Source organism: Euzebya rosea, assembly GCF_003073135.1.
Taxonomy (GTDB): domain Bacteria; phylum Actinomycetota; class Nitriliruptoria; order Euzebyales; family Euzebyaceae; genus Euzebya; species Euzebya rosea.
The window spans coordinates 342100-365965 of record NZ_PGDQ01000005.1 but is presented as its reverse complement, the minus strand read 5'-3'; the positions used below and the strand labels follow the sequence as shown (position 1 = coordinate 365965).

Below are 23866 nucleotides of genomic sequence, written 5' to 3'. Positions count from 1 at the left end.
CGTCAGCCGTCAGCCGTCAGCCGACGGTCACGCCCAGGACCGAGCCGATGCCGTAGGTGACACCCGCGGCGATCAGGCCGAGCAGCAGCGACCGGGTACCCGTGCGGGCGATGCCGGTCCCGGTGATCAGCGCCGTCGTGGCACCCAGCCCGAACAGGGCGAACCCGGCGAGGGTCAGGCTGAGCGCGACGGCCGCGCCGCCGGCCAGCCAGAAGAACGGGATCACGGGCACGATCGCGCCGAGGGAGAACAACGCGAAGGACGTGCCGGCCGCCTGCCACGCCGAGCCGCCCAGCTCGTCGGGGTCGATGCCCAGCTCCTCGCGGACCATCGTGTCGAGGAAGGCGTCGGGGTCGGACATGATGTCAGCCGCCGCACGTTCGGCCTCCTCCTGCGACATGCCCTTGGCCTGGTAGATCAGCGCCAGCTCCTCGGCCTCGGCCTCGGGCATCTCCAGGATCTCCGCCCGTTCCGTCGCGATCTGCGCCTGGTTGAGCTCCCGCGAGCTCTGCACCGACAGCCATTCCCCCAACGCCATGGAGATCGCCCCGGCCAACAAGCCGGCGAGGCCGGTCAGCAGCACCGCATCGGCGGCGAACGACGCGCCCGCGATGCCCATCACGAGGGAGGTGTTGGACACCAGCCCGTCGTTGGCGCCGAGCACCGCGGCACGCAGGGCGTTCCCGCCCACGGCCCGATGGCGACCCTCCAGCCGCGCCAGCACCCCGCCCCGCACGCCGCCGTTGCCGGGCGCCGCCGCCGACTCGCGGCGGAGGGCGTCGAGGATGACGGCGTGGCTGCGTTCGTCGGCCGGCAACGACGTCCCGGCGGCCTCCGGCTGGTTGTCGTACATCGTCCGGCCCGCACGTTCGGTGGACGCCATGACGTTGCTCAGCACACCGACGCCCCACCGCTTGGCCAGCCAGCCGAGCACCCGCGACCGGCTCGACGGATCGGCGGACGGCACCTCCTCGCCCGCATCGCGCAGCCGGTCGGCCCACAGGTCGGCGTGCCGCTCCTCGGTCTCGGCGAGCCGCAGGTACACGCCGGCGACGGCCTCGTCCTCCTCGATGTCGGCGGCGACCCGGTACAGCCAGGCCGCGTTGACCTCCTCCACGTAGTTCTCGCGGAAGCGGGCGACGTCTTCGCTGGTGGCCACGTGTTCCTCCTACGACGAGGCGGCGACGCAGCTGCGCCGCACCGGGCAACGGTAGCCGTCAGCCGCCGGTGGTCATCACCTGCTGCACCGCCAGTCGCAGCACCAGCCCCCGCAGCTCGTCGGACACCCGCTGTCCGGCGGCGTCGACCGCTTCCGGGGAGAGCGTGCCCTCGGTCCGCACGGTCACGGTGACGCTGTCGGCGGGCCCCGTGGTGTCCACGCCGACGACCTCCGCGCCGATCTCCTCCTCCACGATCGCCTGGACCCGGCCGAGGTCGGGACCGCGGCCGGACAGGCCGAAGAGGAACAGGGCCGCCAGCACACCGACCAGGACCGGCGCGGTGAACCGGACGTAGCGCTTGCGTCCCGCACCGGTCCGGTTGACGTGCACGCCCAGCCACAGCAGCACACCGGCGCTGGCCGCGGCGATGCAGGCGATGTTGGTGACGAACAGCAGCCCGGCTCCGATGGCCAGCCGGCCGCTGAGGGTCAACCCCAGCCCGAACACGCAGATCGGCGGCACCAGGGCCGCGGCGATCGCCACGCCGGCCAACGCAGCCGGGATGCCCTTGCGCGCCCCGGCGTAGCCGCCGACCACCCCGGAGGCAGCCGCCACCCCCGCGTCGATCAACGACGGCGATCCGCGGCCCAGCATCTCCGCCGTGGGGGCGTCGGGCCCCACCAACGCACCGATCAGGAACGCCGTGCCCGCGACGAGGAACGCCCCGACCGACACGGTGATCGTGGCGCGTCGCAGCGTACGGACCTCACCGTCGACCAGCGCCGTCCCGATCGCCACGATGGGGCTCATCAGCGGCGCGACGAGCATCGCCCCGATGATCACCGCCGAGGAGTCCAGCAGCAGGCCGAAGGTGGCCAGCATCGCGGAGATGACGCACAGGACGACGAAGTCGGTGTTCAGCGTGGCCTGCAGCCGAGCGGTCCACACGAGGGACTGCTCCTCGGCCTCGGTCAGCCGTGGCCGGAACCGCCGGACGGCCTGCGCGAACCGGTCGACGACGCCGGTGGTCCGGTCGGGACGCGAGATGGCCAGCACCGGTCCGCGGAGGGTGTCCATGGCGCCGCGGGTCGTGTCACCAAGGCGGCTGCCGGCGAAGTCCGCGATCGACCGGAACCCGACGACCGTCAGCTTGGTCGACGCCACCTGGCTGCGCAGGCCCTGCGGCACGGTGCGGGCCTCGACCACCCGTCGGGTGCAGCTCTCGGCACCCTCGAGCTTCTCCGCTTCCATGGCGAGGATCAGGTCGCCCTGCTGCTCGGTGTCGGAGGGCAGCCGGACGTGCAGCAGCTCCACCGGCTTGCCGAGGCCCTGTCCGAGGATGATGCCGAGCCGCGCGGCCACCCGGGCGTCGGCGCTGCCGTCCACCCCTGCCACGACGCCCTCGATGGCCTCCAGCCCCTTGCCGTGGCGTCCTCGGCGGTACACCAGCACGTCGCACTCGGCGGCCCGGATGACCTGCTCGGCGACCCCGCCGACCGCGACCTCGCCGGGGGTCGGGGCCTGCACGCCGAGCAGCACCATGTCGGCGTTCTCGTCACGCGTGGTGTCGAGGATGCCGCGGGCGACGCTGGCGGCGGGCCGGGTGATGACCTCGATGTCGATCTGCCCGTCGCGCGCCCGAACGGTGTCGACGATGTCCCGGATGGCGGAGATCCGGTCGAGGTTGTTCTCGGCGTCGGCGTCGCCGAGCACCACGATCAGCGCGATGACCCGCCCGCTGTCCTTGCGCACCACCGCGCGGGCCAGGCCGAGCAGCTCGGGCGCGGTGTCGGGGTTGGCGACCGGCACGACGACGGTGCTGGCGTGATCGGGCACCGCCGCCCGCTCGGGGACGGCAGCGTCCTGCCGTTCCACGGGCTCCGTGGCGGAGCGCGGGGACGGGTCGGTCGGTTCGGTGCCTGGATCGGGTGCGGTGGTGCTCATGGGCGTCGCAGGAGCGTATGAGATCGGCGGCCCGTGGCACGAGACGCGGTCTCGCCTTCCCCACTATGCGTACGGACGCGAGGATCACCGGCGTAGTCACCGGTGACGCCGACCGTCACCACATCCGATCGTGCGAGCGCGGACTCGCCGGTCGAGCCGAGGAGCCATCCATGCCCAGCACGTCCCCGTCCCGCCGTGTGCCCGTCCCGGCCACGCTGATCGTCGCCCTGGCGGCCGTCCTGGCCCTGCTCGCGGGCCTCCTGTCCCCCACCGAGGCACGCGCGGGCGACGACGAGGTCGTCGAGGTCCTGGTGCTGGGCAACCGCGCCGACCTGATCAGCGACGGCAACGTGCTGGTCGAGGTGACCGTCCCGACCGGCGAGGATGCCGCCTCCCTGACCGTGACCGCCGGCGACGTCGACGTCACCGACGCGTTCGCCGTCCGCGACAACGGACGGTTCATGGGCCGTGTCGAGGGGCTGCCGCTGGGCCGGACGCGGCTGACCGCGACGCTGCCGTCGGGCCACGGCGCCCACATCGACATCGACAACCACCCGCGGGGCGGCCCGGTCTTCTCGGGTCCGCAGATCCAGCCGTGGACCTGCCTCGACGGCGCCATCGACGACCAGTGCAACCGCGAGACGACCTGGTCCCTGCACTACATGCCGACGTCCGGGACCGGCTTCCGTGCCTACGACCCCGACAACCCACCGAATGACGTCGCGACGACCACCACGACGGAGGGCGAGGAGGTGCCCTACATCGTGCGCCGGGAGGAGGGCGCCATGAACCGCGACAGCTACGCGATCGCCGTCCTGTTCGACCCGGAGGCCCCCGACTACGAGCCATGGGCCCCGCAGCGCGGCTTCAACGGCCGCATGGTCATCGTGCACGGCCAGTCCTGCGACACCGCCTACAGCCAGGTCGAGGCGCTCGACGTGATGTCCGACAGCTACCTGTCGCAGGGCTTCGCGGTCGCCTCCCACGTGCTGAACCACTCCGGCCACAGCTGCAACGTGGTGGTGCAGGCCGAGGCGATGCTGATGATGAAGGAGCACTTCGTCGAGCGGTACGGCGAGCTGCGGTGGACCATCGGCACGGGGTGCTCGGGCGGGGCGCTGGCCCAGTACTGGACGGCCAACGCCTACCCGGGCGGGATCTACGAGGGCATCACGGCGTCCTGCTCGTTCCCCGACGCCGGCTCGTCGGCCAACCAGTACGTCGACTACGACCTGCTGCGTGAGTACTTCGAGTCCGAGGAGGCGCTGTCGGCCGGCATCGTGTGGACCCCCGACAAGCAGGAGGCGGTCTACGGGCACCCCAACGCCATCAACGCCGTCACCTTCACCGAGGTGATCCCGTCCTCCGGCGACCCGAGCCGCCGGCAAGCGCTGGCGCAGGTGCAGGGCGGCCTCGGTGGCCAGCGCTGTCCAGGCTTGCCCAACGACCTGCTCTACGACGCCGAGTCCAACCCCGACGGGGTCCGCTGCACCCTGCAGCAGTACAACGCCAACGCCCTGGGCACCGACCCGACGACCGGCTGGGCCAACCGGCCATTCGGCAACGTCGGGATCCAGTACGGCCTGTCGGGCCTGCTGGAGGGCACCATCTCGCCGGCCGAGTTCGTGCACCTCAACGCCAACGTCGGCGGCTGGGACCCCGACTACAACGTGCAGGACGAGCGGTACGACGCCGACCGGGCGGGGCTGGCCAACATCTACCGGTCGGGCCTCAACAACACCGCCTCCAACCTCGACACCACCGCGATCATCGACAACCGCGGGCCCGACCCCGGGGCGTTCCACGACACCTACCGGACCTACGCCCTGCGCGACCGGCTGGTCCGCGAGCACGGGCACGCCGACAACATGCTGCTGTGGCGCGGACCGGTGCCGTTGCTCGGCGACGCGACCTACGCCACCGCCTCGGTCCTGGCCATGGACCGCTGGCTGGCAGCCGTCGACGCCGACACCTCCGACCTCGGGCTGGACGAGAAGATCGTCCGCAGCCGCCCCGAGGACGTCGACCACCGGTGCGCCAACGGGGTCGGCATCGACCTCGACCCGGCGTTCTGCGACGCCGTCATCGACGTGTACTCCACGCCGCGGATCGAGGCCGGGGCCCCGTTGACCGACGATGTGATGCGGTGCCGGCTGATGCCGGTGGAGGAGGCGGACCACGGCGGAGTCGAGTTCACCGACGAGCAGCTGGCCACGCTCCGGGAGGTCTTCCCCGACGGCGTGTGCGACTGGACCCGGCCGGGCCTGGACGAGACCGACACCGTGCCGTGGCTGGACTACTCCGACCGCGAGGGGGGCGTTGCGATGGGACCCGCGCCCGTGTCGGTGCCGTTCGGGCCGGGCGAGCAGCCCGTCGACCCGCCGGTCGACCCGGCACCCACGGGCCCGCGCATCCAGCGCCACGCCGGCGACACCCGCATCGAGACGGCCGTCGCCGTGTCGGAGGCGTCGTGGACGACGGCGTCCACGGTCGTGGTCGCCAGGGCCGACGAGTTCGCCGACGCGCTGGCCGGCGCCCCGCTGGCGGTGGCCGTCCGTGGCCCGCTGCTGCTGTCCGACCCCGACGGCGTCCCCGACCCGACGATGCGCGAGATCGCCCGGCTGGGCGCGACCAGCGTCGTGCTGCTGGGTGGTGAGGCTGCGCTGTCCGCGGCGGTGGCCGACCAGCTCGGCGAGCTGGGGCTGGCCGTGCGACGCCTGGCCGGCCCCACCAGGGAGGGCACGTCGATCGCGATCGCCCACGAGATGGGCACGGCCGACGGGGCGGTGCTGGCCGCGCGGGACAGCTTCGCCGATGCGCTCAGCGTCTCTGCGCTGGCCGGGGCCGAGGGGCTGCCGATCCTGCTGGTCCAGCCCGACGACCTCGGTGAGGCGGCAGATGTGCTGACCGCCGGGGCCGACGTGCTGGTGGTCGGCGGTATCGCCGTGGTTGGCGAGGAGGTGATCCGTGCGGCCGACGACGTCGGTGGCACGGTCACGCGCCTGGCCGGCGCCACCCGCTACGACACGTCACGGGTGATCGCCGAGGCGGCCCTGACCCGTGGCCTGTCCGCCGACACCGTGTGGGTGGCCACCGGCCGGGACTTCGCCGACGGCCTGGTCGCCGGCGCGGCAGCCGCCCTGGACCGCGGCCCGCTGCTGCTGGTGGACGGGGCGGACACGGCCGGATCGCCGGAAGCGCTGTCCTTCCTGACCGACCACGCTGCTGACATCGTGCGAGTCAACGTCGCCGGGGGCCGGGCTGCGGTCAGCGACGTGGTCCTGGACGTCGTCGACCGCACCCTGGCGCCGTGACCCCGCGGTCGCGCCTGTCCGGATGTCACCGGGCAGGCGTACCGTGCAGGGCATGGCCCACACGCGTCCGCCCCTCGGCGATGTCCCCCTGTTCGCCCCCTGTCCACGGTGCCGTGGGGTCCTGCGTGCACGGGTCGACCTGCGGGTCGACCCGGTCGTGGGCGCGCTGGACTGCCCGTGGTGTCGTCAGCCGGTCCGGGTCCACCCACCTCGGTGATCGACGACGCACGACCGGACCCCTGCCGGGTCGGGCACGTCGGCTGCACCGATCCGCGTGGCTGGGTCGGTACAGTCTGACGCCATGACCGTTGCGAAGATCTGGACCATCATCCGGTGGCCCATCGCCATCGTTGCCCTGCTCGCGGTGGCGAACTACGCCTACCCGCGGTTCCTCGACACCCTCGACACCCTCGTGGAGTTCGATGCGTCGGGGTCCATCCTGGCGCCGGCGAGCGAGTCCACCGAGACCGAGCTGCCGGTGTCCACCGTGCCCACCGCGGTCCCCACGCTGGCACCGCCCACCGGGCCGGTCACCGACGGGGAGGCCGCCCCCATCGCGGACTTCTTCGTCAACGACACCGTCGCCGACATCGACAACACGTCGCTGATCCTGTCCGACGACCCGGCCGACAGCATCGTGGTCGCCTTCGACCTGCCGCCGGGTGACCCGGGCTGCATGTCGTCGTTGACCCTGGGCCTGAGCGTCGAGGACGTCCTGTCGACCACCGAGCTGGGCATCTACCCCTCCTCGATGATCGACGCGGCCAACGTCGTGGACAACCAGCAGGTCGACGGCGACCTGAAGGCGTCCCCCTCCCCGATGGCGACGGCGCTGGTCGAGGCCGAGGGACGGCTCGAGCTGGACGTGCTGGGCGGCTACCAGTCCTACTTCCTGCTGGAGCAGCCGCCGGGCACCCCGTTCGTCCTGACGATCGAACCCACCATCGACATCGAGAGCCAGGGTGGCGTGCGCATCGTGTCCGCCAACGTCGAGTCCGACGCCTCCCCCACCCTCACCTGGGTCGGGACCCCCGGATGCCCCGTCGGTGAGGGCACCACCGAGGGCCAGTGACCCTCCTCGGAACCGCTGAACGCCCCGACCATCGGTCGGGGCGTTCGTCGTTCCTGGCGGTGGGATCCGCTACTTGCGGTCCTCCCACTGGGTACGGATCGTCACGCCCAGGCGCAGCGGCGTGCCGGTGAAGTCGAAGGTCTCCCGCAGCTTGCGCTCGAGGTAGCGCAGGTAGCTGGCCTCCAGCCGCTGGTTGGTGAACAGCTTGAAGCGGGGCGGGCCGACGGCGACCTGGGTGACGTAGCGGATGCGGACCGGGCGGTGGTTCTGCCCGAGGGGTGGCGGCGTGGTGGCGACAGCGTCCTTGAGCCAGGCGTTGAGCTGCCCGGTGGGGATGCGCCGGTTCCAGCACTCCAGCACGTGGTCGATGTCACCGAAGAGCTTGCCGACGCCGCGGCCCGAGGTCGCCGAGATGCGACGCATCGGGGCGAAGTCGAGGAAGGCCAGCAGCCGGTCGCGTTCCTTGGCCAGCTGCGCACGACGCTCGTCGTCGACGAGGTCCCACTTGTTCTGCACCAGCAGGACGCCACGACCGGAGTCGATGATCTCGCGGGCAAGCTTCTGTTCCTGCTCGCCGATCGTCTCGCCGGCGTCCAGCAGCAGCAGCGCCACAGAGGAACGGTCCAGGGTCTTGCGGGTCCGGACCGTCGAGTAGTACTCGGTCGTGTCGACCTTGGACTTCTTCTTGCGCAGCCCAGCGGTGTCGATCATCCGGTACACCCGGTGGGTGCCGTCGTCGGCCTCGACCTCCAGCAGCGTGTCGACGGGGTCCCGTGTGGTGCCGGGCACGTTGTCGACGATGACCCGTTCCTCGCCGACGAGGCGGTTGAACAGGCTGGACTTGCCGACGTTGGGGCGGCCGATCAGCGCGATGCCGGGGATGCCGTCGTCGTCGTCCTGGGGCCGATCGAACGCACCGACCGCGCGGAGGCGCTTGACGACGACGTCGAGCAGGTCACCGGAGCCCTCGCCGTGCAGCGCCGACAGGGTGTAGGGATCGCCGAGGCCCAGGCCGTACAGCTCGGCCTCGACGGCCATCCGGTCGTTGGGCTTCAGGGTGTCGCCCTTGTTGGCGACCAGCAGCACCGGGATGCCGGCGCGACGCAGCCACTTGGCGACGGCCTCGTCCTCGGCGGTCACGCCGACGGAGGCGTCGAGCACGAACAGGACGAGGTCGGCCTCGGTCGTGGCCTGCTCGGCCTGGGCGCTGACCAGCTCGTCCATGGTGGTGCGGTCGGGCGCCCAGCCGGGTGTCCACCCACCCGTGTCGATGACGGTGAAGGACCGTCCCAGCCAGGTGGCCTGATGGGTCGACCGGTCACGGGTGACGCCGGGCATCTCCTGCACGATCGCGTCCCGCCTGCCGGCGAACCGGTTGACCAACGTCGACTTCCCCACGTTGGGACGGCCGACGATCGCAACCCGGGCACCCCCGACCGCGCGCGCCTGCCATGTACTCATCTTCGATGCCTTCCGGTGCCCTCAGCTGCCCCCGGCCGCAGTTCGGGCGAGGTCGGCCACGGTAGCAACCACGTGATCCAGCGACATCCCCGTGGTATTGACCACCACGGCGTCGTCCGCCCGCACCATCTGCGCCGCGTCGGCGGCGTCCCGGCGATGCAGGTCGGCGATGTAGTGGTCCAGCCGGTCGGGTTCACCGGCCTGGAGCGCCCGTCGACGTCCCCGTTCCTCCACGTCGGCGTCCAGCCAGACCTTCAGGTCGGCGTCGGGGACGATGCGGGTGGCCGCGTCCCGACCGTCGACGACCCCGCCGTCCCGGGCGATGCCGCTGCGCTGCGCGGCCAGCAGGAGCTCCCGCACCGGCCGGTGCGCTGCCACGGCCGACACGTGGGCGGTGACGGTGGCGCCGCGGATGTCGGACTCGACGTCCTCGCCGTCCAGCAACGTCCGCCCGTCGATCCGGTCGATGACCACGCCGCCGACGACCGCGGTGACCGCGTCGACGTCGGTCGGGTCGACCTCTGCCCGGAGCACCGCCAGGGTGGCGGCCCGGTAGTAGGCGCCGGAGTCGACGTGGGGGACCCCGAGCACGGTCGCCAGCGCGTCGGCGACGGTGGACTTGCCGGACCCGGCAGGTCCGTCGATGGCCACGACGATCACGCCGGGCGGACCTCGCCGCCGAGGCGGACCAGCGCTTGCCAGAAGCCCGGGTAGGTCTTGGCGACGCAGCCGGGGTCGTCGATGACCACGCCGGGCAGGCGGGCGCCGACGGCGGCGAACGACATCGCCAGGCGGTGGTCGTCGTAGGTGTCGAGGGTGGCGTGGCCGGTGGCGTTGGTGCCGTCGATGACCAGCCCGTCGGGCCGTTCCTCCACCTCGGCCCCGACCTTGCGGAGCTCGGTGGCGAGCGCGGACAGCCGGTCGGTCTCGTGGCCGCGGGCGACCTCGACGCCGGTGATCGTGGTGACCCCGTCGGCCAGGGCGGCGATGGCCGCGCAGGTGGTGACCTGGTCGGGCATGTCGGACAGGTCGATGTCGCCGGCGGCGATCGGCCGGTCCGGGCCGGCGACGACGATGACGTCGCCTTCCCGGGTCACGTCGGCGCCGAAGCGGGCCAGGACGTCGGGGAAGACCGCGTCGGGCTGCAGCGTGTCGGGGCTTGCGTGCACCACGGCCACCCTGCCGCCGGTTGCGGTGGCCAGGCCGAACAGGTGGGCTGCGGCCGAGGCGTCGTACTCCACGGTCTGGTCGCAGGCGGTGTAGCCACCGATGCGGACCTGCCAGGCGTTGTCGCCGACGGGGTCGACCACCGCACCCCACACGTCCATGGCCGAGGTGGTGAGCTCGACGTAGGCGGCGGCGTGATCGCCGAGCGCCCGGACGGTCACGGCCTCGCGGGCGTAGGGTGCGGCCAGCAGCACGGCCGAGGCGTACTGGCTGGATCCGGTGACGTCGATGGCGACCTCGCCGCCGGCCAGTCCCCCGCCGACGGTGACGGGCGGATAGCCGTCGTGGTCGATGGCCACGGCCGCGCCGAGGTCGCGCAGGGCCTCGACCAGGGGGCCGATGGGCCGGTTCCGCAGCGGTTCCTCGCCCGTCAGCGTGACCTCGCCGTCGGCGAGGGCGGCCACGGCCGTGGCGAACCGGATCGTCGTGCCGGACAGGCGGCAGTCCAGCGGGGCGTCGGGGGCGCTGATCCGACCGCCGGTGCCCGAGACGTGCCAGGCATACCCCGCTTCGCCGGGCGAGCCGACGTCGGACACCGCGGCCCCGAGGCCGGTGACGACGTCGCGCATGGCCGCGGAGTCGTTGCTGACCAGCGGGTTGCGCAGCACCGAGGTGCCGTCGGCGAGGCTGGCCAGCAGCAGCAGGCGGTTGGTGACGCTCTTGCTGGCTGGCGGGGCGACGCTGCCCGACAGGGGGCCCGTCGGGACGATCTCGAACGCGTCGGGGATGGCGGTCACGACGCGCGTTCCAGGACCTCGTAGCCGTTGGCGCCGAGGGCTTCGTGTGCCTTCTCGGCCGCCTCGAAGCCGTTGACGGCCAGCCGCATCTGTCCGCGCTTGCCGTCGGGGGCGTGGTCGATGCCGATGTCCTCGATGTTGATGCCGAGGCCGCTGACGGTGGAGGTGATGTCGGCGATGGCACCCGGCGCGTCGGGGATGACCACCCGCAGCTCGACCAGCTGGCCGGACACCCCACCCTTGCCGGGCATGGCGTTGCGGGCCTCGCGGGCGTCGGTGAGCATCGCCGACAGCCGTTCGCTGTCGAAGTCGTGCAGCATCATGCGCAGCTGCCCGATCCGTGCGGCGTACTCGTCGAGCACCTGGACGATGGCCTCGGAGTTCTCGCGGCAGATCTGCAGCCACATCTCCGGGTTGCTGGCGGCGACCCGGGTGGCGTCCCGGAACCCCCCGCCGGCGAGCAGCAGCAGGCGGGCGTCCTCCTTGCGTGCCCGCTCGGCCGCGAGGGTCATGAGCGTGGTCGCGGTCAGCTGCGGCACGTGGCTGATGACCGCGACCAGCAGGTCGTGGGCCTTGGGGTCCACGACGACGGGCTGGGCACCGACGCCGGCCACGAGGGCCGTCATGCGGTCAAGCGCAGCCTGGTTGGTGGAGGCCGTCGGCGTCAGGAGCCAGGTGGCGCCGACGAACATGTCGGCCATGGCCGTTTCGGGACCGTGTTCGTGGGAGCCGGCCATCGGGTGGCCACCGACGACGTGGACGCTGCTGCCGGCAACCGCCCGCTCCATCGCAGCGACGACCTCGCCCTTGACGCTGCCGACGTCGGTCAGGATCGCGTCCTCCGCCATGTGCGGGACGACCTGCTCGGCGACCTGCTCGATGACCGACGGCGGGACGGCGAGGACGACGACGTCGGCGTTCTCCGCGGCGTCGGTGAGGTTGGTGGTGGCCGAGTCGAGCGCGCCCTTGGTGAGGGCGGTGGCCAGGTTGGTGTTGTCGGCATCGTGGCCGACGACGGTCTTCACGCTCTCGGCCCGACGAAACGCCAGGCCGAGGGATGCACCGATCAGTCCGGTGCCGATGATTGCTACGCGCATGGTGGTGGTCTCCAGGTGATGTCTGTGGTGCCGGTCATTCCGGCAGGTCACTGCGCAGCTGGCGTGCGCCGCGCAGGTAGGCATGTCGAAGGGCGGCGCGAGGCCGCTCCGTATAGACATGCGCCATCACCCGGATGCAGAGCGGGATGTTGGATTCGCCGTCGATGCCCAGCTCGCGGGCACACACCATCGGGACGTCGCTGATGCCGGCCTTGCGGACGGCGGCGGCGGGGAACTCCGAGGTGATGTCGGCGGTGGCGGTGAACAACATGGAGATGATGTCGTCGGGCTGCAGGTCGTTGCGCTGCAGCAGCTCGCCCAGCATCTGGGCGGTGCGGACGAGCACCTCCTCGCGGCTGTCGGTGTCGAGCGTGATGGCGCCACGAAGCGCCTCCACACGCAGGCCGGAGGGTGGCATCAGCTGGTCTCCTCGTTCGGGGCGGCGTCGAGGCCGACCGCGGCGTACAGCTCGCGGACCTCCTTGCCGTTGAGCGGACGAACCTTGCCGGGGCCGATGTCGCCGAGGTGGATGGGGCCGATCCGGACGCGGACGAGCTGCTCGAGCTCCAGCCCCACGGCCTTCATCATGCGGCGGACCTCACGGTTGCGTCCCTCGGCGATGACGATCTCCAGCAACGACCGGGTCTGGTCGGCGATCTTGAGGGTGGCCTTGCGGGCCTTCGCGGGGCCGTCGTCGAGCTCGACGCCGTTCTGCAGCTGGTGCAGGTGCTTGCGCGACACCGGCCCGCGGATCTGGACCATGTAGGTCTTCTCGACCTCGTAGCGAGGGTGGGTGACCCGGTTGGCAAGCTCGCCGTCGTTGGTGAGCAGCAGCAGACCGGTGGTGTCCTGGTCGAGCCGGCCGACGGGGAACACCCGCGGGTTGGCGGGGACGTAGTCGATCACGGTCGGCCGTCCCTCGGGGTCGTTGGCCGTGGTGACGACGCCTGCCGGCTTGTTGAACAGCAGGTACACGAGGTCGGTGTTGACGTGGATGCGTTCCCCGTCGATGGCGATCACGTCGACCTTGGGGTCGGCCTTGTCGCCGAGGGTGGCGGTGCGACCGTTGACGCTGATCCGGCCCTCGGCGATCAGCCCCTCGCACACCCGTCGGCTGCCCTGCCCGGCGTGGGCAAGGACCTTCTGCAGTCGTTCAGCGGGCATCGTCGGTGGGCTCCTCGACGGTCGTGGCCGCCTCGTTGGGGGTCTGTTCGGTGGTCGTGTGGGTCGAGGACGGGTCGGTGGACGACGTGTCGGTGGATGACGGGTCGTCCTCGTCGGGGTCGTCGTCGACCCGGGTCATGTCCTCGACCAGGTTCTTCGCGGCCTTGATGGCGGCGTTGGCCTGCTTGTCGGCGTCGTCGAGCAACGCGGTCAGCCGGGCGCCGGGTGCTGGCGTATCGTCGCCGTCGTCGGCGTCGCCCTCGCGTTCCAGCGCGACCAGCTCCTTGCGAGCCGCACGGTAGCCGCCCGGGGCCGGTTCGGGGGGTGGCGGACCGGTCGGGACCAGCGCCGGCAGCGCCGGCAGGGTCGACAGGTCGTCCAGTCCCAGCTTCTCGAGGAACGAGGCGGTGGTGCCGTACAGCAGCGGCTGGCCGGGCGCGTCGGCGCGACCGACCTCCTCCACCAGCCCGCGGGCCATCAGGTTGCGCACGCCGGAGTCGGCGTCGACGCCGCGGATCTCGGAGATGTCGGCGCGGGTGACCGGCTGCTTGTAGGCCACGATCGCAAGCGTCTCCAGCGCGGCCTGGCTGAGCTTGCCGGTCCGGCCGTGCAGCACGAAGCGCTCGACGTAGGGCGCTGCGCCCGGGTCGGTGTACATCCGCCAGCCGCCCCCGGCCCGACGCAGCACGAAGCCGCGGCCCTGCTCGACGTACTCCGCGGCGAGCGCCAGCAGCCCGTCCTCGATCTCGTCCATGCCGACCTCGAGCACCTGGGCGAGGGTCTCGGCGGGAACCGGTTCGTCGACGACGAGCAGGATCGCCTCCAGCGCCTTGCGCAGCTCCGGCTCCAGCCGCAGCTCCTGCGCGTGCTCCTCACCCGCAGCGGCGTCGACGGCGGGTACGGGGGCGTCGCCAGGTGACGTCTCGGTCAGGTGCTCACTGCTCATGTCGGGCTGCCTCGTCGGCGGGGGTGTGGTCGGGATGGTGGTCGGCGCCCGTGTCGTCGACAGCGGGCTCGTCGTCCTCGTCGTCGGCATCCACGTCGACGTCCATGCCGTCGTAGGTGTCCAGCTCGAAGGTGGCCGCGTCGATCCTGCCGCGGTCGGGCGTCCATTCCACGGTCATCCGGCCGAAGTTGTCGGGCTGGTCGAGCTCGACGTGGTCCAGCTTGTACAGCTCCAGGCACGCCAGGAAGTGCACGACGACCTCGGCGACATGCCGGCAGCCCGCGGTGAGCTCCTCGAAGGTGAGGGGCTGATCGGCACGGGTCAGCTCGTCCAGGATCATCCCGGCGGCCTCGCGCACCGTCATGCGGACCGGCTGGATGTGGGACAGGTCGATGGACGTCTCGGCCGACGGGGCCAGCACCCGTGCGGCCAGCCGGGCGAAGGCGTCGGGGGTCAGCCCCAGCGACGCCTCGGGCCTGAGCTTGTCGAACGGCGACTCCAGCGACACGTCGCGGGGGATGTAGCCGTCGTGGGCCTGCAGCAGCGTGCGCAGGTGGGCGGCGGCCTCGCGGAACGTGCGGTACTCCAGCAGCCGGGCGTACAGCAGGTCCCGGGCCTCCAGCGCCAACTCGTCGAGCTCCGGGTCGTCCTCGCTGGGCAGCAGGCGCGCGGCCTTCAGCTCGATGAGGGTCGCGGCGACCACGAGGAACTCGGTCGTGACCTCGAGGTCGAGGACGTCCATCGACCCCAGCACGGCGAGGTAGTCGTCGGTGATCTCGGCGATGGAGACCTCGTAGATGTCGACCTTGCGCCGTGCGATCAGGTGCAGCAGCAGGTCGAAGGGCCCCTCGAACGCCTGGACGGAGACATGGTAGGTCCCCGAACGGGCCCGCTCGCGGTTCTCGTCCGCGCGGGGCTCGTCGGTGTCGACGACCGGGCCGTCGACGGGGATGTCTGCCATGGGTGGAAGGAGTCTATCGGCGGCGCCCGACACACAGCCGCAACGGAGGGCCGGATACGATGCGGCGATGCAGTCATGGGTCAAGGTGTTCCCCGTCCTCGTTCTGCTCTGCGCGCTGGTGGTGGTGGGCCCCCCGCCGTCCTCGGCGTCGCCGGTGTGCACGGATCCCGCCACCCGGGACGTGCTCTGCGGCGGCCGCGTCTTCCCCGAGCCGATCAGCTCGTTGACAGGCCTGACGTACGCCGAGACCGTCGCGGGCCTGGAGGCGTTGGCGGCCGAGTCCGACGGCTGGCTGACGGTGTCCACCATCGGGACGTCGTTCGACGGCTTCCCGGTGGTGATGGCCGAGCTGACCGATCCGGCGTCGACGGTGCCGCTGGACGACCGCAAGGTCGTGCTGGTCTCGCAGTCCATCCACGGCAACGAGCCGGGCGGCCGCGAGGGCGGCGTTCGGTACGTCGAGGACCTGCTGCGCGGCGAGGACGACGCCCGGCTGGCCCAGCTCGATCGCGTCCGCCTGGTGCAGGTGTTCCTCAACCCCGACGGGTGGACCGCGGGTGACCACGACCAGGTGCCCGACGGCGACTCCGTGGGCCTGTGGGCGCGTGGCAACGGCAACGGCACCCTCGGCGTCGGCGACGTCGGCGGGGTCGACCTCAACCGCAACGCCGCATGGTTCGGGCCGATCCCCACCTCCCGTCCGGACCCCCTCTCCGAACCCGAGTCCCAGGCGCTGTTCGACGAGGTCACCGCTCGGCTGGCCGCTGGGCAGGACATCCAGGCCTCGGTGGACATCCACGGCGAGGTGCCCGACGCGGCTGCCGTCGTGATGCTGTCGGCTGGCCAGTTCGACCTCCAGGGGTCGATGCAGCAGCGCAACCACGGCGAGGCGTTGCACGCCAGCGTCGACGACGAGCTGTCCGACAGCTCGGTGTTCGCCCTGCAGGAGCTGGTCTCCGGCGACATCGAGCCGACGATCCTCCACGCCTCCTCGGAGTTCGGGTCGGTCGGTGTCGGCGGATCCGGATCGGGGTTCCTCGGTGACTGGCTGGCCCAGGCCAACGGCGGGGACTCCTCCAGCCTGTCGACCGTCGAGCTGATCAACCTGCAGGGCACGCCCGGCGTCAACTCGCTGACGTTCCGCCGTGACGTGTTCCAGATCTACCGCGAGACGGTCCGTGGCATCCTCGGCGGGCTGATCGACCAGGCCGTCATCGACTGGGTCCCGTCGGTGCAGCTGCCCGGGCCGACCGGCTTCGTGCGCGACCCCGCGGTCGTGATCGATCCCGTCCGCGGGATCGCACGGACGCAGATGGACTTCTTCGACGACCTCGACGCCTACCTCGACCAGCCGCTCGTGGCGCTGGATCCGGCGGGGCTCGACGCCGGTGACCTGACCGGGCTCGACAACGTGGTCGTGGCCACCGACGTCCTGGACGCCAGCGGGATCGCCGCGCTGCGTGCCTGGGCGCAGGCCGGGGGCAACCTCGTCCTCACCGACTCGGCGATGGCCGAGCTGCCGGGCCTCGTCGACGGGGTCCAGCCGGCCGACGTCACCGTGGACCTCTCCGACATCAACCAGATCGACTTCCCCCAACCACGCACCGACCCCCTCCTCGACGGCATCCGCGAGATCGCCTTCCTGATGACCGAGCCCGCCACGATCGGCTACGACACCACCAGCGAGGACCTGACGCCCGCGTACCGGGTGGCGACCTCGACGTGGACCGGCCTCGGCGGCACCTCGGTCGGCACGATCGCCGGTCAGACGGCGCTGGGACGGGTCGACGTCGGTTCGGGCCGGGTGACGGTGATCGGGCAGCTGCTGCCGCCCCCCGTGGCCCACGACCGCACCCTGTACGGCATCGACAGCTACGGCGTGCTCGACACGGGGTACCACGTGCTGCTGAACGCCCTCGGGGCGACGCTGACCGTCACGCCGGTCGACATCGACGACGACTCGCTGCTGGTCGCCGACGTCGCGGTCTCCGTCGACGCGCCGCCCCGGGTCGACGTCGGCGACGCCGTGCCCGTCACGGTTCGGCTGGCCAACGACGGCCCCGACACGGCGGCGGCGATCACCACGACCGTCACCCTCCCCTCCGCCCTCGCGCCGGGCACCCTGCCGCAGGCCTGCAGCAGCGCCGGTCGGGTGATCACCTGCCAGCGCGCCACCCTCGGCGACGGCAGCGATGCGACCATGGCGATCCCGACGACGGCGACGGCCAGCGGAGCCGTCACGGTCTCGGCACGCATCGCCACGGCGTCCACCGACCGGGTCGCGGCCAACGACACCGACTCCACGGTGATCAGCATCACCGCGCCCGGTGGTGGGGGCGGAACCGGCGGCGGTGGTGGCGGCGGCGAGACCCCGGTCGAGGGGTTGACCCTGGAGCTCTCGACGAGCAGCGCCACGCCGGCCATCGGCGAGACCATCGTGCTGACCGGCGTGGTCGGCAACGACGGGGCGGCCACCATCGAGGAGGTCACCCTCGACCTGTCCCTGCCGCCGGGGTTGGTGCACGTCGGCGGGTCCGTCGGCTGCACGGCCCACGACGAGGTCGTGACCTGTCCCGTCGAGCTGTCCGGGTCCTTCGCGGGCCTGGACGTCGGCGAGACCGCCGACGTCGAGCTCGCCGTCGTGCCGACGCGGGTGGGTGACCTCGATGTGGGCGGGACCGCCCGCGGTGGTGACGCGGTCGTCCCCGCGGTGGACGTGGTCGCGGTCGCGGCCGTCAGCCCGGATCCGACCGTGGTGCGGCTGGACGGTCCCGAACGGATCGCCACGGCCATCGCGGCGTCACGGGACGCCTATCCCGACGGCACCGCGCGGGCGGTCGTACTGGCCCGCGCCGACGCCTTCCCCGACGCGCTGGCCGGCGGGCCGCTGGCCGCCGCGGCCCGGGGTCCGCTGCTGCTGACCCCGACCGACACGCTGCCCGACGCCGTGGCCGAGGAGATCGAGCGTGTGCTCGGCGACGGTGGGATCGTGCACGTGCTGGGCGGGCCCAACGCCGTCTCACCGGCGGTGGAGACGGCGGTCGGCCGACTCGCCGCCGAGGTCCGACGGCACGGCGGCAACGACCGGTTCGAGACGGCGGTCGCCATCGCCCGCGAGGTCGGGGACCCCGAGCGGGTCTTCGTCGCCACCGGCGGGGACTTCCCCGACGCCCTGGCCGCGGGTGCGGCCGCTGCGCACACCGACGGGGTGGTGGTCCTGACCGCAGGGTCGGCCCTGCCCGCTGCCACCCGCGCCTACCTCGAGGAGGTCGACGGCGTGCCCGTCACCGCCGTGGGCGGGCTGGCCGCGCAGGCGACTCCCGGGACCGACCAGCTGGTGGGTGCCAACCGGTTCGAGACCGCCGCGCTGGTCGCCGAGTCGGTGTTCGACGACCCGACGTCGGCCGGCATCGCCACCGGCGCCGCGTTCGCCGATGCCCTCGCCGGGGTGGCCCACATCGCCGGACGCGAGGGACCGATCCTGCTGGCCGAGCGCGACCGCCTGCCCTTCGCCACCGAGCAGTGGCTGGGCACCCACACCCGCTCGCTGGAGCGCCTGTACCTCTACGGCGGCCCCGCCGCGCTCGGGGAGGACGTCGAGGCCACCCTGCGCACGGTCTTCGACTGACCCGGCCGGGCTGGCCGACCGGGTCGGGCTGGCTCGACGGCTACGCCTCGATGGTGCGCAGGACCGTCGGGGCGGCCTGGCCGTCCTCGCCGACCTCGACCAGCGCCGTCAGGCGGGCCACCGCCGCCTCCGCCGCGTCGGTGGTGCGCGCGTGGACGGTGGCGAGGGGCTGACCGGCCTCGATCGCGTCGCCCTCTGCGACGAGCAGCTCGATGCCGACCGCCGGGTCGACGTCGTCGTCCTTGCGCTGCCGGCCGGCGCCCAGCGACATCGACAGCAGGCCGACCGCCTTCGCGGGCAGGCGTGTCACCGAGCCGGTGGACGGCGCGGGGACCTCGACGACGACTGGGGCTGCGGGCATGACCTCCCGCGGACGGTCACAGACCGCTGGGTCACCGCCCTGTGCGTCGATCATGCGACGCAGCGTCTCCAGCGCGTCCCCGGACTCCCACACCCCCACGAGGCGTTCGTGCGCGTCGGCCGGGTCGACGCCCGTTGCCGCGGACAGTCCGGTCGTGGCCAGCGCCAGGCACACCTCGGCGAAACGCCCCTCGGGAGCAGTGCGGAGCGTCTCGACGACCTCGATGACCTCCAGGCCGTTGCCGATGCCCGACCCCAGCGGGGTGTTCATGTCGGTCACCAGCGCCCGGGTTCGCCGGCCGGCATCGTTGCCGATCGCGACGCACAGCTCGGCCAGCGCCGCAGCCTCCTCGACGGTGCCCATGAAGGCGCCGTCGCCCGCCTTGACATCCAGCACGATCGTGCCGGCGCCGCTGGCCAGCTTCTTGCTCATCACGCTGGAGGCGATGAGGGCGGTGGACTCCACGGTCGCGGTGACGTCGCGAAGGGCGTACAGGGCCTTGTCGGCGGGGACCAGGTCACCGGTCTGGGCCGCCACGACACAGCCGATCGCCTCGGCCTGCGCCATGATCGCCTCGCCCACGAGCTGCACGCTGAACCCGGGGATGGCCTCCAGCTTGTCCAGGGTGCCGCCGGTGTGGCCGAGGCCTCGTCCCGACAGCTTGACCACCTGGGCGCCGGCGGCAGCCAGCAGGGGCGCCACGACCAGCGTCGTGCCGTCCCCCACTCCCCCGGTGGAGTGCTTGTCGATCGTGGGCCCGCGCAGGTCCGACAGGTCCAGCCGGTCGCCGGACTCCAGCAGCACCGTCGTCAGCGCCCGTGCCTCGGCCAGGGTGAAGCCCTTCAGGACGCCGGCCATCAGGAAGGCCCCCATCTGGCCCTCCATGACCGTTCCGTCCTCGGCCAGGTAGCCGCTGACGAACGCCCGGAGCTCGTCCAGGTCCAGCTCGCCGCCATCGCGCTTGCGGGTGATCAGCTCGACGGGGTTCATGCGGAACGGTCCTCTCGGGGGGCGGCGGCGACCCGCGTGGCTTCGGCACCCATCGCGTCGGCATCGGCGATGGTGGCCCGCGGGTGTGCCCGATCGTAGAGCGCCCGGAGCCGGGCCTGCGAGGTGTGGGTGTACACCTGCGTGGTGTTGACGCTGGCATGGCCCAGCAGCTCCTGCACCACGCGGATGTCCGCGCCGCCCTCGACCAGGTGGGTGGCGAAGCTGTGGCGGAGGGTGTGCGGCGACACGCTGTCGGGCAGCCCGGCAGCGGCCGCATGTCGCTTGACGATCTTGTGTCCGCCCTGCCGGCTGAGCCGACCTCCGCGGCTGTTGCAGAACAACCACGGCCCCTTGGGGGACATGGACCCGCGACCGTGCAGCACCCACGCGTCGACGGCCGCCGCGGCCATCCGTCCGATCGGCACGATGCGTTCCCGCGAGCCCTTGCCGATGCACCGCACGCTCATCTCGATCAGGTCGACGTCGTCGACGTCGAGGTCGATCAGCTCGGTGATCCGCAGGCCCGCGGAGTACAGCAGCTCCAGCATCGCGAGGTCGCGACGCTGGGCCGGCTGGTCGCCCTCCGCGGCAGCGAGGAGGGACTCGACCTGCGACTGGGAGAGGGTGTCGGGCAGCTTTCGCTGCGGCGGCGGGGTCGTCAGCTCCGTGGCGGTGTCGACGTCGGTCAGTCCCTCGCGGACCAGATGGCGGTGCAGGCCCCGGACGGCGACGAGGGTCCTCGCGATGGAGGACTTGGCGTACGGCGTGCCGCGGGAGGTTCGCTGGGACCGCAGCCAGACGGCGAACCCCGTCACGGCGCGGGTGTCGGCGGCGATCGGGCTGCCGATGTCCTCGAGGTCGAGGTAGGTCCCGTACAGCGTCAGGTCTCGGCGGTAGGCCTGCAGGCTGTGGTCGGACAGGCCCTTCTCGGCGGCCAGGTAGTCCAGGTAGCTCTGCGCGTGCGGGGGAAGCGCCAACGGGCTCGAACCTCGAGGGTCAGGATGGTGGTCGGTCGCTGCGCAGTGTAGCCGCTGTGATTGACATAACTCAGCGCTGGAGGGAGGAGACCGCCAGCAGTCCGACGACGGTCTTGGCGTCGACGATGCGGCCGTCGTGCACCATCGCGATGGCCTCCTCCAGCGGGATCCGCAGGACCTCCATGTCGGCCTCCTCGTGCTCCAGCACGAAGTCGTCGGGCCGTGGCGCCGGGGTCAGGTCCTCCGCCAGGTACACCGTCGTCCGCTCCGTCGTCCATCCAGCGGAGTTGGTGAACGTGGTCAGGTGCGTCAGCGTGCCCGCGGTCAGCTGCACCTCCTCCGCAAGCTCGCGCTGCATGGCCTCGGCGGTGTCCTCCCCCTCGACGTCCAGCTTCCCGGCGGGGACCTCGAGGAAGTGCTGTCCGAAGGCGTGTCGGTACTGCCGCAGCAGCACGACGTTGCCGTCGGCGTCCAGCGGGACCGCACCCACGGCCGACATGTGCTCGGCGATCTCCCGGTCGGTGACCGTGCCGTCGGGCATGCGGACGGTGTCGACGCGGATGCGGGTGAAGCGCGAGCGGAAGGCCTCCTCGGACTCCAGGACCTCGTAGCCGTCGGTGGTGGTGTCGCTCACTGTGTGTCTCCTGCTCGGGCGGTGGTGTCGTGGATGCCCGGAGGACTCGGGGTTCCCCCTGATCTGTCCCCCAGAGCGGTGGGCACCGCGCCGCCACGATGCCAGACTGACCCCATGACCGCCGAGCCGTCGCGCCGTACCGTCGGCCGCCGCATGCAGCTGGCCGCGAGGCGGGTTGCCGTCACCGTCGTCGGTGGGGTCGTGCTGGCCGCCGGCCTGGTCATGCTCGTCACGCCCGGCCCCGGCCTGCTCGGCATCGTCGCCGGCCTGGCGATCCTCGCTCGCGAGTACACCTGGGCCGGCCGTGCCTACCGCTGGGCGCGGGACCGCTGGCGTTCGACCGTGGAGACCACCAAGGGACGGGTGGCGCTCCGTCGGGCCGAACGGACGGCACAGGACGTCGACCGCGACCGGGGGTGACCCCCGGTCGCAGGAACGGGGCTAGCGCAGCGCAGCCTCGGACACGGGGTCGGCGGCACGGTCGTCGTCGTCGGTCGCCCCGTCGTCGTCGGCCGGCCGGGGAAGACGGCCCTCGCGAGCCTGCAGCCGTTCGACGGCCGCACCGACGAAGTCCCGGAACAGCGGGTGCGGGTGGTTGGGCCGCGACTTGAACTCCGGGTGGGCCTGCGTGGCCACGAACCAGGGGTGGTCGGGGATCTCGACCATCTCGACCAGGCGCTGGTCCGGCGACATGCCGGACACGATCATGCCGGCCTCGGCGAGGCGGTTGCGGTACTTGTTGGCAACCTCCCAGCGGTGGCGGTGTCGTTCGTAGACGAACGGCTCGCCGTAGGCGGCCTCGGCCTTGCTGCCGGGAACCAGCCGGCAGGGGTAGATGCCCAGCCGCATGGTGCCGCCGATGTCGGTGACGTCGCGCTGGTCGGCCATCAGGTCGATGACCGGGTCTGGGGTGTCGGCGTCGAACTCCGAGGAGTGCGCCTCCGCGAGGCCCAGCACGTTGCGGGCGAACTCGATGACGGCCGTCTGCAGCCCCAGGCAGATGCCGAGGTACGGGACCAGGTGCTCGCGGGCGTAGCGGCCGGCGTTGATCTTGCCCTCCACCCCCCGGACGCCGAAGCCGCCGGGGACGAGGATGCCGTCCAGGCCGGCCAGCTGCTCGTCGGCCTGACCGGGCTTGGCCAGCTCGTCGGACTGGATCCAGCGGATGTCGACGTCGACGCCGTGGTGGATGCCGGCGTGCTCGAGGGACTCCACGACCGAGAGGTAGGCGTCGGGAAGCGACACGTACTTGCCGACGAGGCCGATGGTGACGGTGTCCTCGGGGTTCTCCAGCCGATGGACCATCTTGTCCCACTCGGCCATGTCCGGCTCGACCGCCGGGTCCAGGCCCAGCTTGCGGACCACGAAGCGGTCCAGGCCCTCCTGCCGCAGGACGGCCGGCACGGCGTAGATGGAGTGGGCGTCGTGGGCGCTGACGACACCGTCGAGGTCGATGTCGGACAGCATGGCGATCTTGCGCTTCAGCTCCAGCGGCAGCGGCCGGTCGGAGCGGCACACGACCGCGTCGGGCTGGATGCCGATGGACCGCAGCTCGCGCACGGAGTGCTGCGCCGGCTTGGTCTTCAGCTCACCGGTCGTGCCGAGGAACGGGACCAGGGCGCAGTGGACGTAGCAGATGTTCTCGCGACCCACGTCGTAGCGGATCTGGCGGATGGCCTCGAGGAACGGCAGGCCCTCGATGTCCCCGACGGTACCCCCGACCTCGGTGATGACGACGTCGGCCTCGTCGGCGAGCTCGAGGATGCGCGACTTGATCTCGTTGGTGACGTGCGGCACGACCTGGACGGTCTCGCCCATGTAGTCGCCCCGACGCTCCTTGGCGATCACGGCGGAGTAGACCTGCCCGGTCGACACCGAGGAGGCACGCGGCAGGTTGACGTCGATGAACCGCTCGTAGTGCCCCAGGTCGAGGTCGGTCTCGCCACCGTCGTCGGTGACGAACACCTCACCGTGCTGGAACGGGTTCATGGTGCCGGGGTCGACGTTGACGTACGGGTCCAGCTTCTGCATGGTCACCCGCAGTCCGCGGGCCTTCAGCAGGCGACCCAGCGACGCTGCGGTGATGCCCTTCCCGAGGGAGGACGAGACTCCACCGGTGACGAGGATGTGCTTGGCCAATGGGTCCTCCACGACTGTCGAGGTCGGATGGGGCCGCCATGGGCATGCGGAGCC

The 23866-nt window shown here is 72.0% G+C and carries 18 protein-coding genes; 4 read left to right on the top strand and 14 right to left on the bottom strand.

From position 1 onward, the window contains the following. Positions 1–16: 16 nt before the first annotated feature. Both CUC05_RS08770 and CUC05_RS08765 read right to left on the bottom strand, forming a co-directional pair. Positions 17–1159, bottom strand: a complete 1143-nt coding sequence (locus CUC05_RS08770) for a VIT1/CCC1 transporter family protein (RefSeq protein WP_108665694.1) — start codon at positions 1157–1159, stop codon at positions 17–19. Between the two features lie 58 nt (positions 1160–1217). Continuing rightward, positions 1218–3104 (bottom strand): DUF389 domain-containing protein, encoded by a 1887-nt coding sequence (locus tag CUC05_RS08765; protein WP_108665693.1) that lies wholly within the window; start codon positions 3102–3104, stop codon positions 1218–1220. A 170-nt stretch (positions 3105–3274) separates the two neighbouring features. On the opposite strand from CUC05_RS08765, the gene CUC05_RS08760 reads away from it, so the two are divergent. Beyond that, positions 3275–6418 carry a DUF6351 family protein gene (locus CUC05_RS08760; protein ID WP_157965378.1) on the top strand — a complete coding sequence of 1048 codons (3144 nt, stop codon included), beginning with the start codon at positions 3275–3277 and terminating at the stop codon, positions 6416–6418. A 301-nt stretch (positions 6419–6719) separates the two neighbouring features. Beyond that, positions 6720–7490: a hypothetical protein gene (locus tag CUC05_RS08755; RefSeq protein ID WP_108665691.1), complete on the top strand. Its 771-nt coding sequence runs from the start codon at positions 6720–6722 to the stop codon at positions 7488–7490. 69 nt (positions 7491–7559) lie between these two features. Here CUC05_RS08755 and der read toward each other — a convergent pair whose 3' ends face one another. The 8 genes from der to CUC05_RS08715 are packed head-to-tail and all read right to left on the bottom strand — an operon-like array spanning position 7560 to position 15083. After that, positions 7560–8951 (bottom strand): ribosome biogenesis GTPase Der, encoded by a 1392-nt coding sequence (der, locus tag CUC05_RS08750; protein WP_108665690.1) that lies wholly within the window; start codon positions 8949–8951, stop codon positions 7560–7562. A 21-nt stretch (positions 8952–8972) separates the two neighbouring features. Further along, positions 8973–9611 (bottom strand): (d)CMP kinase, encoded by a 639-nt coding sequence (gene cmk, locus CUC05_RS08745; protein ID WP_108665689.1) that lies wholly within the window; start codon positions 9609–9611, stop codon positions 8973–8975. Beyond that, positions 9608–10915: a 3-phosphoshikimate 1-carboxyvinyltransferase gene (gene aroA / locus CUC05_RS08740; RefSeq protein ID WP_108665688.1), complete on the bottom strand. Its 1308-nt coding sequence runs from the start codon at positions 10913–10915 to the stop codon at positions 9608–9610. Before aroA ends, cmk begins: the two co-directional genes overlap by 4 nt. Next, positions 10912–12096: a prephenate dehydrogenase/arogenate dehydrogenase family protein gene (locus CUC05_RS08735; protein ID WP_420810896.1), complete on the bottom strand. Its 1185-nt coding sequence runs from the start codon at positions 12094–12096 to the stop codon at positions 10912–10914. The genes aroA and CUC05_RS08735 overlap by 4 nt, the downstream gene beginning before the upstream one ends. Next, positions 12047–12430 carry a chorismate mutase gene (aroH, locus tag CUC05_RS08730; RefSeq protein WP_108665790.1) on the bottom strand — a complete coding sequence of 128 codons (384 nt, stop codon included), beginning with the start codon at positions 12428–12430 and terminating at the stop codon, positions 12047–12049. The genes CUC05_RS08735 and aroH overlap by 50 nt, the downstream gene beginning before the upstream one ends. Beyond that, positions 12430–13176: a pseudouridine synthase gene (locus CUC05_RS08725; RefSeq protein ID WP_108665686.1), complete on the bottom strand. Its 747-nt coding sequence runs from the start codon at positions 13174–13176 to the stop codon at positions 12430–12432. The genes aroH and CUC05_RS08725 overlap by 1 nt, the downstream gene beginning before the upstream one ends. Then, on the bottom strand, positions 13166–14122 hold the full coding sequence (scpB, locus tag CUC05_RS25305; protein WP_205712218.1) for an SMC-Scp complex subunit ScpB: 957 nt from the start codon (positions 14120–14122) through the stop codon (positions 13166–13168). Before scpB ends, CUC05_RS08725 begins: the two co-directional genes overlap by 11 nt. After that, on the bottom strand, positions 14112–15083 hold the full coding sequence (locus CUC05_RS08715) for a segregation and condensation protein A (RefSeq protein WP_157965376.1): 972 nt from the start codon (positions 15081–15083) through the stop codon (positions 14112–14114). Before CUC05_RS08715 ends, scpB begins: the two co-directional genes overlap by 11 nt. Before the next feature lie 67 nt (positions 15084–15150). On the opposite strand from CUC05_RS08715, the gene CUC05_RS08710 reads away from it, so the two are divergent. Further along, on the top strand, positions 15151–18711 hold the full coding sequence (locus CUC05_RS08710) for a cell wall-binding repeat-containing protein (RefSeq protein WP_170127959.1): 3561 nt from the start codon (positions 15151–15153) through the stop codon (positions 18709–18711). A 40-nt stretch (positions 18712–18751) separates the two neighbouring features. Here CUC05_RS08710 and CUC05_RS08705 read toward each other — a convergent pair whose 3' ends face one another. The 3 genes from CUC05_RS08705 to CUC05_RS08695 form a co-directional block, all read right to left on the bottom strand. Then, complete coding sequence (locus CUC05_RS08705) at positions 18752–20062, bottom strand: thymidine phosphorylase (protein WP_108665684.1); 1311 nt, start codon at positions 20060–20062, stop codon at positions 18752–18754. Next, the gene (locus CUC05_RS08700) at positions 20059–21039 is read right to left on the bottom strand and encodes a site-specific tyrosine recombinase XerD (RefSeq protein WP_108665683.1); all 981 of its coding nucleotides are present in this window, start codon (positions 21037–21039) and stop codon (positions 20059–20061) included. Before CUC05_RS08700 ends, CUC05_RS08705 begins: the two co-directional genes overlap by 4 nt. Before the next feature lie 70 nt (positions 21040–21109). Further along, positions 21110–21673 (bottom strand): NUDIX domain-containing protein, encoded by a 564-nt coding sequence (locus tag CUC05_RS08695; RefSeq protein ID WP_108665682.1) that lies wholly within the window; start codon positions 21671–21673, stop codon positions 21110–21112. Positions 21674–21787: 114 nt separating this feature from the next. Here CUC05_RS08695 and CUC05_RS08690 point away from each other — a divergent pair, with 114 nt between their 5' ends. Then, complete coding sequence (locus CUC05_RS08690; protein ID WP_205712217.1) at positions 21788–22093, top strand: PGPGW domain-containing protein; 306 nt, start codon at positions 21788–21790, stop codon at positions 22091–22093. A 21-nt stretch (positions 22094–22114) separates the two neighbouring features. On the opposite strand, the gene CUC05_RS08685 is transcribed toward CUC05_RS08690, so the two are convergent. Next, on the bottom strand, positions 22115–23812 hold the full coding sequence (locus CUC05_RS08685) for a CTP synthase (RefSeq protein WP_108665681.1): 1698 nt from the start codon (positions 23810–23812) through the stop codon (positions 22115–22117). Between the last annotated feature and the right edge of the window lie 54 nt (positions 23813–23866).

What these genes read in the sequence shown, in the direction of transcription:
- CUC05_RS08715 (WP_157965376.1), bottom strand. Translation starts at nt 15,083, where the DNA reads ATGGCAGACATCCCCGTCGACGGCCCGGTCGTCGACACCGACGAGCCC.
- aroH (WP_108665790.1), bottom strand. Translation starts at nt 12,430, where the DNA reads ATGCCACCCTCCGGCCTGCGTGTGGAGGCGCTTCGTGGCGCCATCACG.
- CUC05_RS08690 (WP_205712217.1), top strand. Translation starts at nt 21,788, where the DNA reads ATGACCGCCGAGCCGTCGCGCCGTACCGTCGGCCGCCGCATGCAGCTG.
- CUC05_RS08735 (WP_420810896.1), bottom strand. Translation starts at nt 12,096, where the DNA reads ATGCCTACCTGCGCGGCGCACGCCAGCTGCGCAGTGACCTGCCGGAAT.
- der (WP_108665690.1), bottom strand. Translation starts at nt 8,951, where the DNA reads ATGAGTACATGGCAGGCGCGCGCGGTCGGGGGTGCCCGGGTTGCGATC.
- CUC05_RS08765 (WP_108665693.1), bottom strand. Translation starts at nt 3,104, where the DNA reads ATGAGCACCACCGCACCCGATCCAGGCACCGAACCGACCGACCCGTCC.
- CUC05_RS08710 (WP_170127959.1), top strand. Translation starts at nt 15,151, where the DNA reads ATGCAGTCATGGGTCAAGGTGTTCCCCGTCCTCGTTCTGCTCTGCGCG.
- CUC05_RS08760 (WP_157965378.1), top strand. Translation starts at nt 3,275, where the DNA reads ATGCCCAGCACGTCCCCGTCCCGCCGTGTGCCCGTCCCGGCCACGCTG.
- CUC05_RS08755 (WP_108665691.1), top strand. Translation starts at nt 6,720, where the DNA reads ATGACCGTTGCGAAGATCTGGACCATCATCCGGTGGCCCATCGCCATC.
- CUC05_RS08705 (WP_108665684.1), bottom strand. Translation starts at nt 20,062, where the DNA reads ATGAACCCCGTCGAGCTGATCACCCGCAAGCGCGATGGCGGCGAGCTG.
- CUC05_RS08725 (WP_108665686.1), bottom strand. Translation starts at nt 13,176, where the DNA reads ATGCCCGCTGAACGACTGCAGAAGGTCCTTGCCCACGCCGGGCAGGGC.
- scpB (WP_205712218.1), bottom strand. Translation starts at nt 14,122, where the DNA reads ATGAGCAGTGAGCACCTGACCGAGACGTCACCTGGCGACGCCCCCGTA.